Here is a 14,945-nt window from a genome sequence, read left to right on the forward strand (position 1 = left end):
GATTTTTCCGGGGCTTAATATAGGTAAAAGAAAAGGATAGGAAAACGGTTTTTTTATAAAGGTATTAAATTTATGCTGTTTTCACTTTCCAAAGCCATCAGCGGTGTGAGCAAGCGGACCGGGATGCTTTAGCCTTTCCACACAATTTGCCAGTGACCTGAAATTATGGTAAGCGGTTTTCCATATATGCCCCTTAGGGGTTTTGCTGTGGTGAGGTTCCTTATCCAACCCTCCTGAATACCATTCCCCATGCTCGTGGTCAATGAGATACTTTTGGATATAATCCCATTGTTTCTCGAATTTTGAGAAGTAATCCCATTCGTCATCCGGATATAAATCAGCCATGATCAACAGGGTGTTGAGCCCCTCCGCTTGGGCCCACCAGTTTTTTGTATCTTTTACCACCTCAGGTTTCGTGTCCCCCTTGAAATAGTAGCCACCGTCATAGAAGCCTCCCACTTCATCGTCCCACCCGTATTTCAGGGCATGATCCACCATTTTCTTTCCCACCTCCCAAGTCTTTTTGTCATTTTTTATACCCAATACATGGGAAGCTTCCATCATCAAATAGGCCGTTTCTACATCATGGCCATAGGAAACATGGTCAATGGAATGATGCCTCGCTATCTCTTCCGCGGTACCCTCCCTAAAACTTACCGGCTTCCAGTCCGGGTATAAAAAAAGTTGCAGGTAACCCTCTTCCTGTACAATGCGGTCCCTTATAATCACCAGTAACTCTTCAAGTCTTTTTTTCAATAAGGGATCTTTCCAAACGGAATACAGTTCTGTAAATGCTTCCAAAAGGTGGATGGAACTGTTTTGATCTTTGTAGCCGATGGTAGCGGTGGAAGGTGTGTCTTGGGCTCTTTTAAGCGGGGAGCCATCTCTGGTCAGGGACTGAAAATATCCCCCGTAAACCGGGTCATGGCTATGTTCTTCCAGCCATCGAAAGGCTTTTTGGGCAAGTTCCAACGCACTGCTGTCCCCGCTTACCGCAAAATAAGCTGCCAGTCCATATATGCCAAATGAGTTGCCATATGCCGTTTTTTCCTCATCGGAATTAGAAATGACGTTGCCCTGCCGGTCCAACAGGGTATAAAATCCCCCATACTCCTTGTCCCAAAATTTGTCCTTTATAAAAACAAAACCGTGTTTGGCTCCCTCTAAATAATGTGGTTGATCAGGGTAATACATCGCCGCCTTCGAAGCGGTCCACAAATGCCTGGCCTGGGATACGATCATTTTATTTTGGCGCTCTGAAAGCGAAAAATCATATTCAAAACTGCTCAAGTATCCTCCATATTCATCGTCATAGGCAAGCGGATACCACTTGTTAAGCATTTGATGGTGAATGGAATATTCCATTTCTTTGGCCAAGCGTTCGCGTCTTTCATTTTCAAATGCAGATAGGCTAAAGCCAAAAAATAACCATACAAATGGCAACACAATCTTAAACGATAAGCTCATATGATTTTTCATTTTTAGGTTAAATCGGGGATGGGATTAAAATTAAAGCCAAAAAATTGTTTTTCCTAATCCCTTACAGAGACTTCATCCGCTCCTCTGAAATACCTCAATATCAAAGCATGTCTTATCGGCATTCTATTATTTTAACTTTTTGTAATGGGGGTTATTTCTTCCCTTTTTCTTTTTTCTTTCTTTTCCAAATTCTATAAACGACTATTACAAAGATGGGAAGCAGCAACACCGGCCAATAATCCGAAAAAGGATAAGAAACCCTGACTTCCTGGCTTCCCCCACCATTTTGGGCGATGGTGTTTAACATACCCATAAATATCAGCGTTGCAAACAGTATAAATGATTTTATCATGCTCCAAAATAATGTATTGCAGAATATATAACAATTCCCCGGTTAAAAATAATGTACTTGGCTTTTAAAAAACCATGTGTGTTTCTCTAAAATTCTCTCCGCCCTTTTATCTATAAATAATAAAGAAAATAATATATCGAATTCAACAAAATTTAATTTTTTAAAAAATGCAAGGTCTGTTTATTAAAAAAACCGTCTTTCTCGATAAAAAATGAAAGTTTCATTAGGCTTTAATGAAAAATACATAAAAAAGTGCTTTTTTTGCACTGCTTAAAAAATTTGTCTACCTTTTTGACCCTTATGAGGGGATCAAAGGGTGGGCAACTGGAACACTCGACATTTTGGGTATTAAATTTTAATTTACGTCAATTAACCACCATTATGATTTTAGGAGTACTAAAAGAACCTTCGCCGGAAACCCGGGTTTCCCTTCATCCAGAAGCGGTAAAGAACCTGGTGGCAGCCGGAAACAAGGTTCAGATAGAAAAAGGGGCCGGAGAAGCTTCTTTTTTATCTGATGAACTGTACAAAGAAGCCGGGGCGGAGATTCATGAAAGAAGTGCTGTTTTGGAAAGTTCGGAAATGATTTTTCAGATAATGCCGCTTTCGGAAAGTGAAAGAAAAGGGCTGACTGAAGGTAAATTTGTGATCGGCGTATACCAGCCGCTTGTGGCCAAAGAGTTAATGACTGAAGTAGCTTCACAAGGCATTACCTTGTTCAGCATGGATTCCATTCCGAGAATCACCAGAGCCCAGAGCATGGACGTCCTGTCTTCGATGAGCACGGTAGCCGGATACAAGGCTGTATTGCTCGCAGCCAGTCAGCTTCCGAGATTTTTTCCTATGCTTATGACTGCTGCGGGAACGATTGCACCGGCTAAGGTTTTAGTGATAGGTGCGGGTGTGGCCGGTTTGCAGGCCGTGGCCACCGCCAAACGCCTCGGAGCTGTAGTGGAGGCTTTTGACACCAGACCTTCTGTAAAGGAACAGGTAGAAAGCCTTGGGGGAAAATTTGTGGAAGTCCCCGGTGCGGTGGAAGACAAAGCTGCAGGAGGTTATGCAGTGGAGCAGTCTGAAGAATACAAAAAGAAACAATCAGAGATGTTGGAAAAATCAATCGTCAAGTCCGACGTCGTGATTACCACGGCCCTGATTCCGGGAAGAAAAGCCCCCATTCTGATCACAAAAGGGATGCTTCAACAGATGAAACCCGGCGCTGTAGTAGTGGATCTGGCGGCTGCGAATGGAGGTAACTGTGAAGGAACCGTCAACGAACAAACCGTTGTCGTCGAAGGAGTGACCATTATCGGAAGTTCCACGCTTCCGTCCACCATGCCGGAAGATGCCACCAAAATGTACAGCAAAAACGTACAGAATTTCCTTAAGCTGCTCTTAAAGGAAGATAAAATAAACCTCAACTTTGAAGATGAAATCATTAAAGGCACTTGCATTACCCATGAGGGGTCGATTGTCTACCAGCCTTTATTAAAATAATAAATAATGGAAGATATTATACAATACATTTCAGAGAACCAGCAAGAGTTTTACGTGTTTATTTTGGCGGTGTTTGTGGGAATTGAAGTCATTTCCAAAGTTCCTACCGTTTTGCACACGCCGCTGATGTCAGGTTCAAATGCTTTGTCAGGAGTCGTCATCGTGGGTTCCATCATCGTCTTGGGAAAAACGGCACCCGATAACTACGCTGCGCTGACCCTGGGCTTTTTCGCCGTGCTGCTGGCCACACTCAATGTAGTGGGAGGGTTTGCAGTCACCAACCGGATGCTGGAAATGTTTAAGAAAAAACCTGCTAAAAAATAACACTTATGATTTTATATATAATCGATATATGCTACCTGGTAGCGGTAGTACTCTTTATTTTAGGTATCAAGTTGATGAGCCATCCCGATACCGCCAGAAGGGGCAACGGAATAGCACTATCGGGCATGATACTGGCTATTGTGGCCTCCTTTTTTACACCAGGTCTGAATAACATCATCCTGATCCTCGTAGCCATGGCTTTGGGTACGGTAGGCGGCCTTTACTTTGCAAAGAGCGTGAAAATGACGGCTATGCCCCAACTGGTTTCTTTTTTCAACGGTATGGGGGGTGCCGCGGCTGCTTTGATCGGCTTGGTAGAATATGGGGATCTTCCAGTGGACGAAGTCGGCAAAGGTGCAGTGCTGATGGCCAGTTTGGTAATCGGATCCATCTCATTCTCCGGTTCCATGATTGCGATGGGCAAGTTGCAGGGAGTCATCAAAGATATCCGCATCAACAAAATGCTGGGTTTTACCATTCTGGCCGTGGCGGTAGCCCTTGCCGTTTATATTATAGCTTCCGGTCAACCTCAACCGGTGTTGGTTTACGTGGTAGTCCTGCTGGCTTTGGTATACGGATTGGCTTTTGTTTACCCTATTGGGGGAGCCGATATGCCGGTAGTGATCTCCTTGCTCAATTCCCTCACCGGTGTCACCGCTGCCACTACAGGTTTGCTGTATGACAATAAGGTGATGTTGATGGGAGGTATCCTGGTGGGTTCTGCCGGGCTGCTGTTGACTTTGTTGATGGCCAAAGCCATGAACCGTTCTGTAGCGAATATCCTGTTCACTTCTTTTGGCACCGCTGCCGGAGGAGCCGCCGCTGGCCAGACCGGTGATCAGGTGGTTAAGGAAATCAACCAATATGATTCCTCCATCTTGCTTTCGTACGCCAAAAGGGTGGTCGTAGTGCCTGGATATGGTCTGGCAGTAGCCCAAGCTCAGCATGCTGTTCATGACCTGGAAAAAGCGCTGGAAGAAAAAGGTGTCGAGGTATTATATGGTATTCACCCAGTGGCGGGCAGGATGCCGGGCCACATGAATGTCCTTTTGGCTGAGTCCGATGTACCTTACGACAAACTGATTGAAATGGATGACATGAACGAACAGTTGCCCAGCACAGACGTGGTCATGGTAATCGGCGCCAATGATGTGGTCAACCCCGCCGCAAACGACGATCCATCCAGCCCCATATACGGTATGCCGATTCTGGAAGTCAATAAAGCAGCCAATGTTATCGTGATTAAAAGAAGTATGAGTTCGGGTTATGCGGGAATAGAAAATGCCCTGTTCTTTGATCCCAAAACCCGGATGCTGTTTGGTGATGCCAAAAAAGTGTTGACGGGATTGGTGTCAGAAGTCAAGAACATGTAACCACATAGAGAATTTTTATACCATAAAACCTCCGGCTTATCCCAATTCAGATAATCACCGGAGGTTTTTATTTTCCAAACCGAAGGTTTTTATCCACGAAGTATGAATAATATTTGGTAAAACAATTCAACCGTCCCGGATCATTTCATGAAATCCGCGTCAATCCGTGGAATTCGTGGACAACCAGCCACTTTTGAAAAATAACCGTTTCAAAACCCGAAATCCACTAACAGTATCAGGCAAGCCCCGCAGCTTCAAATAACACCTCCACCGGGTGCAGGGCTTTCCTGCCCGTACCGTCGGCGATCTGATGCCTGCAGCTGGTTCCCGGAGCGGCCACCAAAGTATCTGTGGCAGCTTTCCTGACGGCCGGAAAAAGTACCATCTCTCCTATTTGCATACTCAGTTCATAATGCTCCTTTTCGTATCCAAAAGAACCTGCCATACCACAACAACCGGAAGGGATGACTTCCACCTCATAGTTTTCCGGCAGGGAAAGCAGCCGCTTTGAAAAGTTGGGTGAAGAAAGGGCTTTTTGGTGACAGTGACCATGCAGCAGGACTTTTTTCTTTTCCTGGCCAAACTGCTCCTGGGTGATGTTACCGGCTATCACTTCCTTTGCCAGAAACTCGTCAATCAATTCGCAATGCACTTTTAGCTTTTGGGCGTCTTTAACCAGTTCCTTTGCCACCAGCCTGGGATATTCGTCCCTGAAACTCAATATGGCGGAAGGTTCCAGACCGATTAAAGGCGTGTTCCTGTCTATGATCTGGCTAAAGATTTTCACATTTTCATTCGCCATTTTGCGGGCGTATTCCAATAATCCCTTGGATATGGCTCCCCTGCCGCTTTCTTCATGATCTGTCATTTTTACTTCATAGCCCAAATGACGCAATAGTTTAATGGCCTTGATCCCAATAAGGGTATCGTTGTAATTGGTAAATTCATCACAGAAAAAATAAACGGTTTTAATGATGGGTGTTTTGCCCTGTAAGCTGCTATAATTCTTTCTATACCATTTTTTCAGTGAAACCGGGTGGATATTAGGCAGATTCCTTTTGGGAGCCACGCCTAATATTCTTTTCATCGCCGCACCTGTGACCTTATTGTTCAAAAAGAAGTTGGAAATACCCGGAATGGTGCTTCCCAATCCATTGAGTTTATTGATAAAAGCAAAAGCACGTGCCCTTAGAGGTACACCGTTGGATTTATAATATTGATATTGAAATTCCGCCTTCATGGAAGCCATATCCACATTGGAGGGGCACTCGGAAGTACATCCCTTGCAAGAAAGACACAAGTCCATTACTTCTTTGATCTCTGCATGGTCAAAAGGGTTTTTCTTGTTGCTTTTGGTCAGAAATTCACGGAGCGTATTGGCCCTGCCTCTGGTGGTATCCTTTTCATAGCGGGTGGCTTGATAGCTTGGGCACATCGTTCCGCCGCCGGAGTTGGGCAGTTTGCGGCAATCCCCCGAACCGTTGCATTTTTCGGCCATCCTCAGGATTCCCCCTACCTCACTGAAATCCATAACGGTATCGTGTTCCGGCGTCACCATATCCGGCTCATACCTCAATGAGGTGTTCATGGGAGGTGCGTCCACAATTTTGCCGGGATTGAAAATAGCTTTGGGATCCCAGGTGTATTTTATTCTTTTCAGTAATTCATAATTTTCGTCTCCCACCATAAGCGGGATAAAAGCCGCCCGTACCCTGCCATCGCCATGTTCCCCACTGAGAGAACCTTTGTATTTTTTCACCAGTTTGGCACAAGCTTCACTGATTTTATAAAATTCCTCCACATCGTCGGACTGTTTCAGGTCCAAGATAGGCCTGAGGTGTATTTCGCCGGCCCCGGCATGGGCATAATACACCGGCTCCTGGCCAAAACCTTTCATGATTTCTCCAAACTCATCAATATAATCCGCCAAATCCTCAATATCCACAGCCGTATCTTCAATACAGGCAACCGCTTTTTTATCACCCGGAATATTCGCCAAAAGCCCCAAACCCGCACTTCTCAGTTCCCAGGCACTGCCGGTCCTATCCGGTCCGATCATGGGATAGGCATATCCCAAACCCGCTTCTTCCAGCGCCGCAATAAATGCCTTACCCTGCAGTCTGGCCTCCTCAAGCTGCTGGCCTCTGAATTCTACCATAAGAATGGCTTTAGGATCGCCCTCCACAAAATCCCTGTTTTTGCTTTGTTCCACGTTCTGTTTGGTACAGTCCAGAATGATTTTGTCCATCAATTCCACAGCCGTGGGCTTAAGCTTCATGGCCACCTGCGCCGCTTTCATGCTCTCATGGATGGAGTCAAAATGGGCCGCCACCACAATATCAAAAGGATCGGGCAAGGGGTCCAGGTGAATCTTGATTTCGGTGATAATGGCCAAAGTGCCTTCAGACCCGCACAGCAGTTTACAAAAATCAAATGGATTTGATTTGTCCGAAAACAATTCGGAATCCAGCAAATAGTCTACTGCATATCCCGTATTCCTTCGATGGATGGTAGGTTTGGGAAAATGCTCACGGATGTTCTTTTGGTTGATGGGATTACTGAGCTCTTCTTTGATATGCCTGTACAATTCACCTTCCAGATTGTTGAGTTGGCACTTGTTCTCAAACTCCTCTTTGGATGTGGATTTAAAGACCGCCTCGCTGCCGTCGCTCAATAAAACCGTTAACTCCAGGGTATGTTCCCGGGTACTGCCGTACACAATGGAAGTTGTGCCACAGCTGTTGTTTCCCACCATACCTCCTATCATGGCCCTGGTGGCGGTACTGGTGATGGGGCTGAAAAAATAGCCGTGCGGCTTCAGGTAATTGTTCAATTCATTTCTTATCACACCCGGCTGCACGCGCACCCACCCTTCTTCTTTATTGAATTCAATGATTTTATTCAGGTATTTTGACACATCCACCACAATGCCCTCCCCCACACATTGACCCGCCAGGGAAGTTCCCGCAGTTCTGGGAATAAGAGAAGTACCGTGCTGAGTAGCAAAGCCTATGAGTTTCCGGATATCTGATGTGTTTTTGGGCAAAGCCACCGCTACGGGAAGGGAACGGTAAACTGATGCATCCGTGGCATATAAGGTACGCATCAAACTGTCAAAGTGCAATTCCCCGTCTAATTCACCCGCCAGTTGGGCCAATAAGGGCTTCAAATCTACTGTAGTTTCACTCTTGGTCTGAGTGGAAAGGTTTACATCAAGATTTCCTTTGTGCTTCAAGTCTACTGTGGTTTCACTCATGGCCCAAAAATAAAACAGATCAGATTAGGAATGAATAATCCCTCTGTTTTTTTATTTTACGAAAATGCTTTTAAACAGCTTGATCTTTACCCGGAAGCAGTCCGGTATTTAATTTTTAAACTGGGGCAGATCCGGGCTCTCCGCGCCTGCTTCCCTTATAAAGTTCAAACACGAGCAACCTGCAATCAATGGTCCCGTTATAGAACGGGATCCGTCGTTTGGGTTTTAAACCGACTTTTTTTCCCAAATCCAGATTTCCGGTGAAAACCAAGCCTGTATAACCTGAGCAGCGCTTCTTCATGAAGTCACCTATTTCCCGATACACCAACTCTAGCTCATCTTCCTCCCCCAGCCGTTCCCCGTATTCCGGGTTTAAAAACATGGCGCCGGTTTCCGCCTCTGGAACAGTCGTGTCCCTAAAATCACATACTTCAAACCGAATCAGGTGTTCCACTCCGGCTGTGGAAGCGTTTGTTTTGCTCGCTGTTATCGCCCTGTTGCTGATATCGGAGGCGATGATATCAAAATCAACATGGTCATTGATCTTCCTGTCCAATTCCTTTTTTAGTTTCCGGTAATGACCTGGGTCGTAGCCTTTGATATGCATAAAGGCATATTCATCCCTGTAAAGCCCGGGGTACCTGTTGGTGGCCAATAAGGCAGCTTCAATGGCCACTGTTCCAGAACCGCACATGGGATTCACAAAAGGGCTTTTCCTGTCCCACCCCGAAGCCAACAGGGTAGCCGACACCAGGGCCTCCATCATCGGCGCATTGCCCGGTATTTTACGGTAACCGTGTTTGATTAAAGTTTCACCGGAAGTGTTGATGTAGATAGATGCCTCGCTTTCTTTCCAAAAAAATTGGAACACCGTACCGTTCAAAGCAGAACCGGAATCAGGGCGTACCCCAAATTTCTCCCTGAACCTGTCAGCAATGGCATCCTTGATTTTAAGATTGGCAAACAGGGGGTTGTCTACAGATTCATGAGCTACGTTGCTGATGACAGAAAAGTAGCCATCCTTCTCCAAATAATCTTCCCAGGATATATTTTTGACTTTTTTGTAAAGGTCCTGGATATGTTTGAGGGTAAAAGATTGTATCTCGAATAAAACATGGCTCGCCGTACGAAGGTGCATATTCAAAAAAATACAATCTTCCAGACTTGCCTTCAGTTCAACGTGGGTTCTATGAACATCAGCGGGAGAAAAACCGAGTTCCTTTAATTCCATTTCCAGATAAGGCGCGTACCTGTCAAAACAGGTGATCACGACCTTTCCCTCTTTGCTAAAATCGATCATAAGGCAAATATACCGTTATAATCGAAAAATAAAGGATTTCCCTCATTGGATGATCATCCACCCCTCCGAGGGTGGAGGTCTTTTATTGCCGCTTCAAACTCTTCCGGATAGTTTATATTTCTGAATTCCCGCACATCGGGAGCTTTTAACAGTTCAATATCCGTGTTGATCAGTACCTTCCTCGGGCAGCTGTAGCCCTGGCTTAAAAACTGAAGCAATAGAGGATAACTTCTGGGCTCCCAGATGGTAATCAAGGGTTCCGGAAATTTTCCTTCCGGATCAAGAAAGGCAGTCGCATGTTTGGAAGGATTACGGCGATCTATTAAATATTTGATGGTGCCTTCCGTCAAATAAGGGAGATCGCAGGCTACTGTCAGCCAGGCATGGTCAGGTTCCTGCATAAAAGCCGAAATCAACCCACCCATCGGGCCGAGTTCCAGTACTTTGTCCTGGACTACCGGGAATTTCTCTTCCAATATGGGGGCCTGCACCGGGTTGCAGGAAAGGTAAACACTTTGACAATAAGGAGCCAGCATATCCATCATGTGTTGCCGTTGGCTTTTACCATGATAAACCAAATCGCCCTTGTCTTTTTGCATGCGGGTGCTTTTTCCGCCGGATAACACCAAACCATTGACCGGAGCCGTATTTTTTTGCAGCCATCCAGAGATAAATCCCGTTATTTTCTCCGTCTCATCTATGGTATAACATGGAAGCTTTTCCCAGTCCGGAAGAAGCTTTCGGATGACATCCGGCACGGTTTCCTCATTGGTTTTCAGCAAGATCATCTGTACATCCGTCAACTTATCCAGCTTCTTTTCCAGGGATTTATTGGAATCAATGACCAAGATCTGTGATTTGGCTTTGAAATGGTTTGCATTTATTAAAATCAGGTCCTGTTTATTGAACCACTGCCTCCGCTCAAAAGGGCTATTGCTTTCAACCGCCAGGTCTATTCTCTTAAAAAGTATCTTATCCCTGAATTCCATGGTACCGGTTACCGACATGAGGCTGTCCTCTTCTCCCTCTCCTGCCAAAAGCCTGTCTCCTTCTTTGTGGTCAGCATCCACATAGGCCAACCGGTAACTTTCGGAAAGTGATTGGATCAGTTTTTTGGCAAGTTGCTGTATCAATCCACATGAAGTACCCAAAACACCTAGTTCGTTCCGGCCGAACTCACCATAGGCAGGTCGCTTCATGCTGACATGTTTTTGGTGTTTATCTTTTGAAGTCACTTTTACCTCCGGTTTTTTCTGCAAGTTGCAGGTTTTTAATCAGAATATCGTGGGAAAAACCTTTGCACATATCATAAATGGTCAATGCGGCCACAGAAGCCCCGGTGAGCGCCTCCATCTCCACGCCGGTTTTTCCGGTTACACTGGCGGTGCAGGAAATCAACACCTCGGTGCTATTTATCACTTCTATATCGATTTTGCAATTGTCCATTCCCACGGGATGGCAAAGCGGGATAAGGTCGGGGGTCTTTTTTGCAGCCATGGTTCCCGCAATAATCGCTGTCTGAAACACCGGTCCTTTTTTGGTCAGAATATCTTTATTTTCGGTAAGCCTCGTCATAATATCCTCCCCCAGCGCTACCACGCAAGTCGCTGTCGCAACCCTTTTGGTCACCGCTTTATTTCCCACATCCACCATGTTGGGATTGCCGGTGTGTTTGTCGAGATGGGTAAAGTCCTTTTCTTCCATTATTCAGCTTCATTTACTTCGAGGCAGCATCCCCCGTCATCTGCCGGTAACTTTCTTTCACAAATTCGATGGCAAAATCTACTTGTTCGTCCGTAGTGGACTTGCCTAATCCAAAACGCAGGGTACTTTTGGCCAGTTCATTTTCGAGCCCCATGGCTTTCAAAACATGGGAGGGCTTGTCTGTAATACTGCTACAGGCCGATCCCGAACTGACGGCCAGTTCTTTATTGATCCGGATCAGCCAGTCTTTGCCATTTACACCCGCAAACGAAATATTGCTCACGTGGGGGAGTCTATGAACCGGATGGCCGTTTAGCCTGCATCCATCCAAAGCCAACAAAGCATTTTCGAGCTTATCCCTTAAAGGTTTAAGCCTTAGCCGGTCCCTATCCATTTCCCTGGATGCAATTTCGGCAGCTTTGCCTAGACCTACAATTCCCGGAATGTTTAGTGTACCGCTTCGTCTTCCCAATTCCTGTCCGCCCCCGGTTATACAAGCTTTCAAATATACGCCGGGCTGGGATTTTCTTATATACAAGGCACCTACCCCTTTGGGGCCATAAAATTTATGAGCAGATAAAGGTACCAAATCCACGTTCAGTTCGCGGACATTTAATGGCATTTTTCCTACCGCCTGTACGCTGTCAGAAAGCAAGAGCACGCCTTTGGAGCGGGTCAGGTCTGCGATTTCCTGAATCGGCTGCAAAACCCCCGTTTCATTGTTTGCAAACATGGCCGCCACCATCACCGTATCGTCGCGAATGGCCTCCTCGAGTTGGTTTAAATCGACCAGACCATCTCCGTCTACGGGGAGCACGGTGACTTCAAAACCCTCCTGTCGCAGGTCTGCCAAAGTATCCAGGACGGCCTTGTGCTCAGTACTGAGGGTGACAAAGTGCTTCCCTCTATCCAGGTTGGCATTGCCCACTCCCCTGATGGCAAGGTTGACAGACTCCGTGGCGCCGCTGGTGAAAACAATCTCTTTTGGCGCGGCACGTATAAGATGGGCCACCTGTTCCCTTGCTATCTCCACCGCTTCTTCGGCCAGCCATCCATAAACATGATGGCTGCTGGAAGCATTCCCGTACAATGAAGTAAAATAAGGAGTCATGGCTTCCAAAACTTCCGGAAGACAGGGAGTTGTTGCATTATGGTCAAAATAAATAGGAAATTTCATTTCCTTCAAGAGGTTTAGTTGATCAGTTCAATCACTTCCTGTCAATCCAACGGTTTTAAAGCAATTGCAGACCTTGGGTTTACTTTGAGTGTTATTTTGAATCGGACATGGACTCCGCCATTTCCAATGCCTGATAGGCGTTGACCAGCCCACCGGTTATGCTCAAGTCACCAAAGGCTACTTCTTTTTCCTGTCCAGGTTGGATGACACGGTGCTCGGCCTTGCTGTACACTGATTTTTTTAAGATCTCTTTTATTTCTTTGGGTTTCAGATCAGGATAGTAAGCCATCAATAACGCCGCAACTCCGGAAACACTGGGAGCAGCCATACTGGTACCGCTGTTGGAATCATACTCGCTTCCCGGCATCGTGGAATAGATGTCCACACCTGGAGCAAAAAGGTCCACCGCATCGGAACTGAAATTACTGAAACTTGCCGGCAGATTTTCATTCAGCATCCAGGAAGCCGCACCTACTTCAATCCACCCGGAAGCCTCGCCCCTTCTCTCGTACCAACGGTTGGGGTAATTGTTGTGTGGGTTGATTTCTTTGGCACTGTTGCCCGCCGCATGGATCAACACCACCCCCTTTCTTTCCGCATATTTTACCGCTTTGTCCACATGTTTTTTTCCCGGAGAGTAGGATTTCCCGAAGCTCATGTTGATGATATGTGCCCCGTTATCCACCGCATAACGGATAGCATTGGCAATATCCTTATCCCTTTCATCCCCATTGGGCACCGCCCGGATGGGCATGATCAATACGTGCTCTGCGATTCCCTCTATGCCCAGATCATTCTTTCTGTCTGCGGCGATGATACCCGCCACATGGGTGCCATGCGAAGCATCGGGACCTATGGGGTCATTGTTCCCATAATGTTTCTCTTTATAATTTTCGGGATCATCACCGACAATGTGTCTGGGATCAAAGTCAGGATTATAGGCATATTTGGCTTGTGTTTCAAAATGTTTGACAGCCTTTTCCAATTCGGAAAGGATCTCATTGATAGTGGCCTCCTGCCCCATGAGCAATGAGAAAAGCTGCTGCAGCATCTCAATGGCGCCCTTTACCTCTTCGCTCTCAGGTTCAAAGGAAGATAGATCCTTTTTATCAAAATCATCCACCTCAAATTCATCTTTTACCAGGGCTGTCATGTTTCTAAAGCCCTCCAGCATGTTGGAATACATGCCATAGTTCATTTCTGCCTCTTCTTTGCTGCTTTCAAAATTTTCCTTGATGCGCTTCCAGTAAGCATATTCCTCCTTTTGTTTTTTCCTCAGCTTTTCAGGGTCTGCGTCCTCGAATTTTTCCCTCAACCTCACAAATTCCCGCGTAAGCTCATGAGAGTCCTCGGCCACGTGTGTACCGTCCTCGCCTCCTATAAAGTTCCAGCCATGCACATCATCTACATAACCGTTACCGTCATCATCTATCCCGTTACCGGGAATTTCACCTTCATTTACCCAGATTTTGCCCTTCAAATCTTCATGGTCCATGTCCACCCCGGAATCAATCACCGCTACAATCACCGTCCGGGCGGGGCGTTTGTCTTTTAAAAAAGTGTTGTGTGCCCTCTGGGCACCGGTTCCCATGATACCGTCTTCTATGGGATCAAGCAGAAACCAGTTTTTGGGGGCCTTAAGACTGTCAGGGTTGGTAAACAGGTCCCCCGTACCGGCAAAGGCACCTGCTCCTAAAAAGAAAAACAGCAAATAAAAATACAATTTCAGATAGATTTTCATTAACGTATGGTTTTGAGATAATAAATCATTTTCACGTTGAATAAACCTCAGGTATAAACTGACGGTCCGGAAATCAACATCTTAAGCCGGATTGTGCTTAAGTATGGCACATATTTTTCCAATATATTGTAGTTAACGTTGGATTCAAAATTAGTTGTTTTCTTCGGATGTCAACTTTTTTGATCGGTGATTTTTTGCCAATAAGACGACTTCCTCCCACCGTCTCCAAAAGCTTCCCTATCGCATTTTATTCACTATACAGTTAGTTAATTCGGCTTTTATTACTTACTTTTATCGTTGTCAATTGAAAGTTTTAGTTCCTTGATTTGGAAATAAGAAACTAAATGGTTAAGTTTAATGTAATCAAACGATGTACCCATGAAACCTCTTACAAAAGCTGAAGAACAAGTCATGCAGATTCTTTGGAAGATTGACAAAGGATTTGTAAAGGATATTTTGGGAGAAATGGATAATCCCAAACCTGCTTATAACACCGTCTCCACCTTTGTGCGGATTTTAGAAAAGAAGGGTTTTGTGAAGCACAAAGCTTATGGAAAATCCCATCGCTATTATCCCTTGGTATCCAAAGACGAGTACAGAAGTTTTACCGTAAAAAACTTGCTCAAAGATTATTTTGGCGGGTCCTTTTCGCAACTTGCCTCTTTTTTTGCCAAAGAGAGAAACCTGGATATTAAGGAACTCGAACAACTTTTACAGGAAGTAAAACAAGAAGTTAAAAATTAAT

Annotated in this window: 12 protein-coding genes; 4 read left to right on the top strand and 8 right to left on the bottom strand. The window is 45.5% G+C overall.

Annotated features, from left to right (window positions below; genetic code table 11):
- Nucleotides 1-81 precede the first annotated feature (81 nt).
- Entirely contained in the window at nt 82-1,467 is a 1,386-nt protein-coding gene (locus ACFPFU_RS20030) for an AGE family epimerase/isomerase (protein ID WP_377067436.1), read from the bottom strand.
- Nucleotides 1,468-1,630: 163 nt separating this feature from the next.
- Nucleotides 1,631-1,831 (bottom strand): hypothetical protein, encoded by a 201-nt coding sequence (locus tag ACFPFU_RS20035; RefSeq protein WP_377067438.1) that lies wholly within the window; start codon nt 1,829-1,831, stop codon nt 1,631-1,633.
- A gap of 381 nt (nt 1,832-2,212) precedes the next feature.
- On the opposite strand from ACFPFU_RS20035, the gene ACFPFU_RS20040 reads away from it, so the two are divergent.
- From ACFPFU_RS20040 to ACFPFU_RS20050, 3 genes are read left to right on the top strand one after another with little or no spacing between them, the layout of a single operon-like run.
- The gene (locus tag ACFPFU_RS20040; RefSeq protein ID WP_377067440.1) at nt 2,213-3,325 is read left to right on the top strand and encodes a Re/Si-specific NAD(P)(+) transhydrogenase subunit alpha; all 1,113 of its coding nucleotides are present in this window, start codon (nt 2,213-2,215) and stop codon (nt 3,323-3,325) included.
- 6 nt (nt 3,326-3,331) lie between these two features.
- A complete protein-coding gene (locus ACFPFU_RS20045) occupies nt 3,332-3,649 on the top strand; it encodes an NAD(P) transhydrogenase subunit alpha part 2 (protein ID WP_377067442.1) in 318 nt (105 codons plus the stop codon).
- Nucleotides 3,650-3,654: 5 nt separating this feature from the next.
- On the top strand, nt 3,655-5,022 hold the full coding sequence (locus ACFPFU_RS20050; RefSeq protein ID WP_377067444.1) for an NAD(P)(+) transhydrogenase (Re/Si-specific) subunit beta: 1,368 nt from the start codon (nt 3,655-3,657) through the stop codon (nt 5,020-5,022).
- A 235-nt stretch (nt 5,023-5,257) separates the two neighbouring features.
- On the opposite strand, the gene ACFPFU_RS20055 is transcribed toward ACFPFU_RS20050, so the two are convergent.
- The 6 genes from ACFPFU_RS20055 to ACFPFU_RS20080 form a co-directional block, all read right to left on the bottom strand.
- A complete protein-coding gene (locus ACFPFU_RS20055; protein ID WP_377067446.1) occupies nt 5,258-8,278 on the bottom strand; it encodes an FAD-binding and (Fe-S)-binding domain-containing protein in 3,021 nt (1,006 codons plus the stop codon).
- A 115-nt stretch (nt 8,279-8,393) separates the two neighbouring features.
- Complete coding sequence (locus tag ACFPFU_RS20060) at nt 8,394-9,578, bottom strand: THUMP domain-containing class I SAM-dependent RNA methyltransferase (RefSeq protein ID WP_377067448.1); 1,185 nt, start codon at nt 9,576-9,578, stop codon at nt 8,394-8,396.
- 53 nt (nt 9,579-9,631) lie between these two features.
- A complete protein-coding gene (locus tag ACFPFU_RS20065; protein ID WP_377067450.1) occupies nt 9,632-10,777 on the bottom strand; it encodes an NTP transferase domain-containing protein in 1,146 nt (381 codons plus the stop codon).
- 19 nt (nt 10,778-10,796) lie between these two features.
- A complete protein-coding gene (gene moaC, locus ACFPFU_RS20070) occupies nt 10,797-11,282 on the bottom strand; it encodes a cyclic pyranopterin monophosphate synthase MoaC (protein WP_377067452.1) in 486 nt (161 codons plus the stop codon).
- Between the two features lie 13 nt (nt 11,283-11,295).
- A complete protein-coding gene (locus ACFPFU_RS20075) occupies nt 11,296-12,459 on the bottom strand; it encodes a cysteine desulfurase family protein (RefSeq protein WP_377067454.1) in 1,164 nt (387 codons plus the stop codon).
- Nucleotides 12,460-12,550: 91 nt separating this feature from the next.
- Nucleotides 12,551-14,200 carry a S8 family peptidase gene (locus ACFPFU_RS20080; protein ID WP_377067456.1) on the bottom strand — a complete coding sequence of 550 codons (1,650 nt, stop codon included), beginning with the start codon at nt 14,198-14,200 and terminating at the stop codon, nt 12,551-12,553.
- Nucleotides 14,201-14,578: 378 nt separating this feature from the next.
- Between ACFPFU_RS20080 and ACFPFU_RS20085 the strand changes: the two genes are divergently transcribed.
- Nucleotides 14,579-14,944: a BlaI/MecI/CopY family transcriptional regulator gene (locus ACFPFU_RS20085; protein WP_377067458.1), complete on the top strand. Its 366-nt coding sequence runs from the start codon at nt 14,579-14,581 to the stop codon at nt 14,942-14,944.
- The last annotated feature ends 1 nt before the right edge of the window (nt 14,945 follow it).

Source organism: Negadavirga shengliensis (assembly GCF_042652345.1).
GTDB lineage: Bacteria > Bacteroidota > Bacteroidia > Cytophagales > Cyclobacteriaceae > Negadavirga > Negadavirga shengliensis.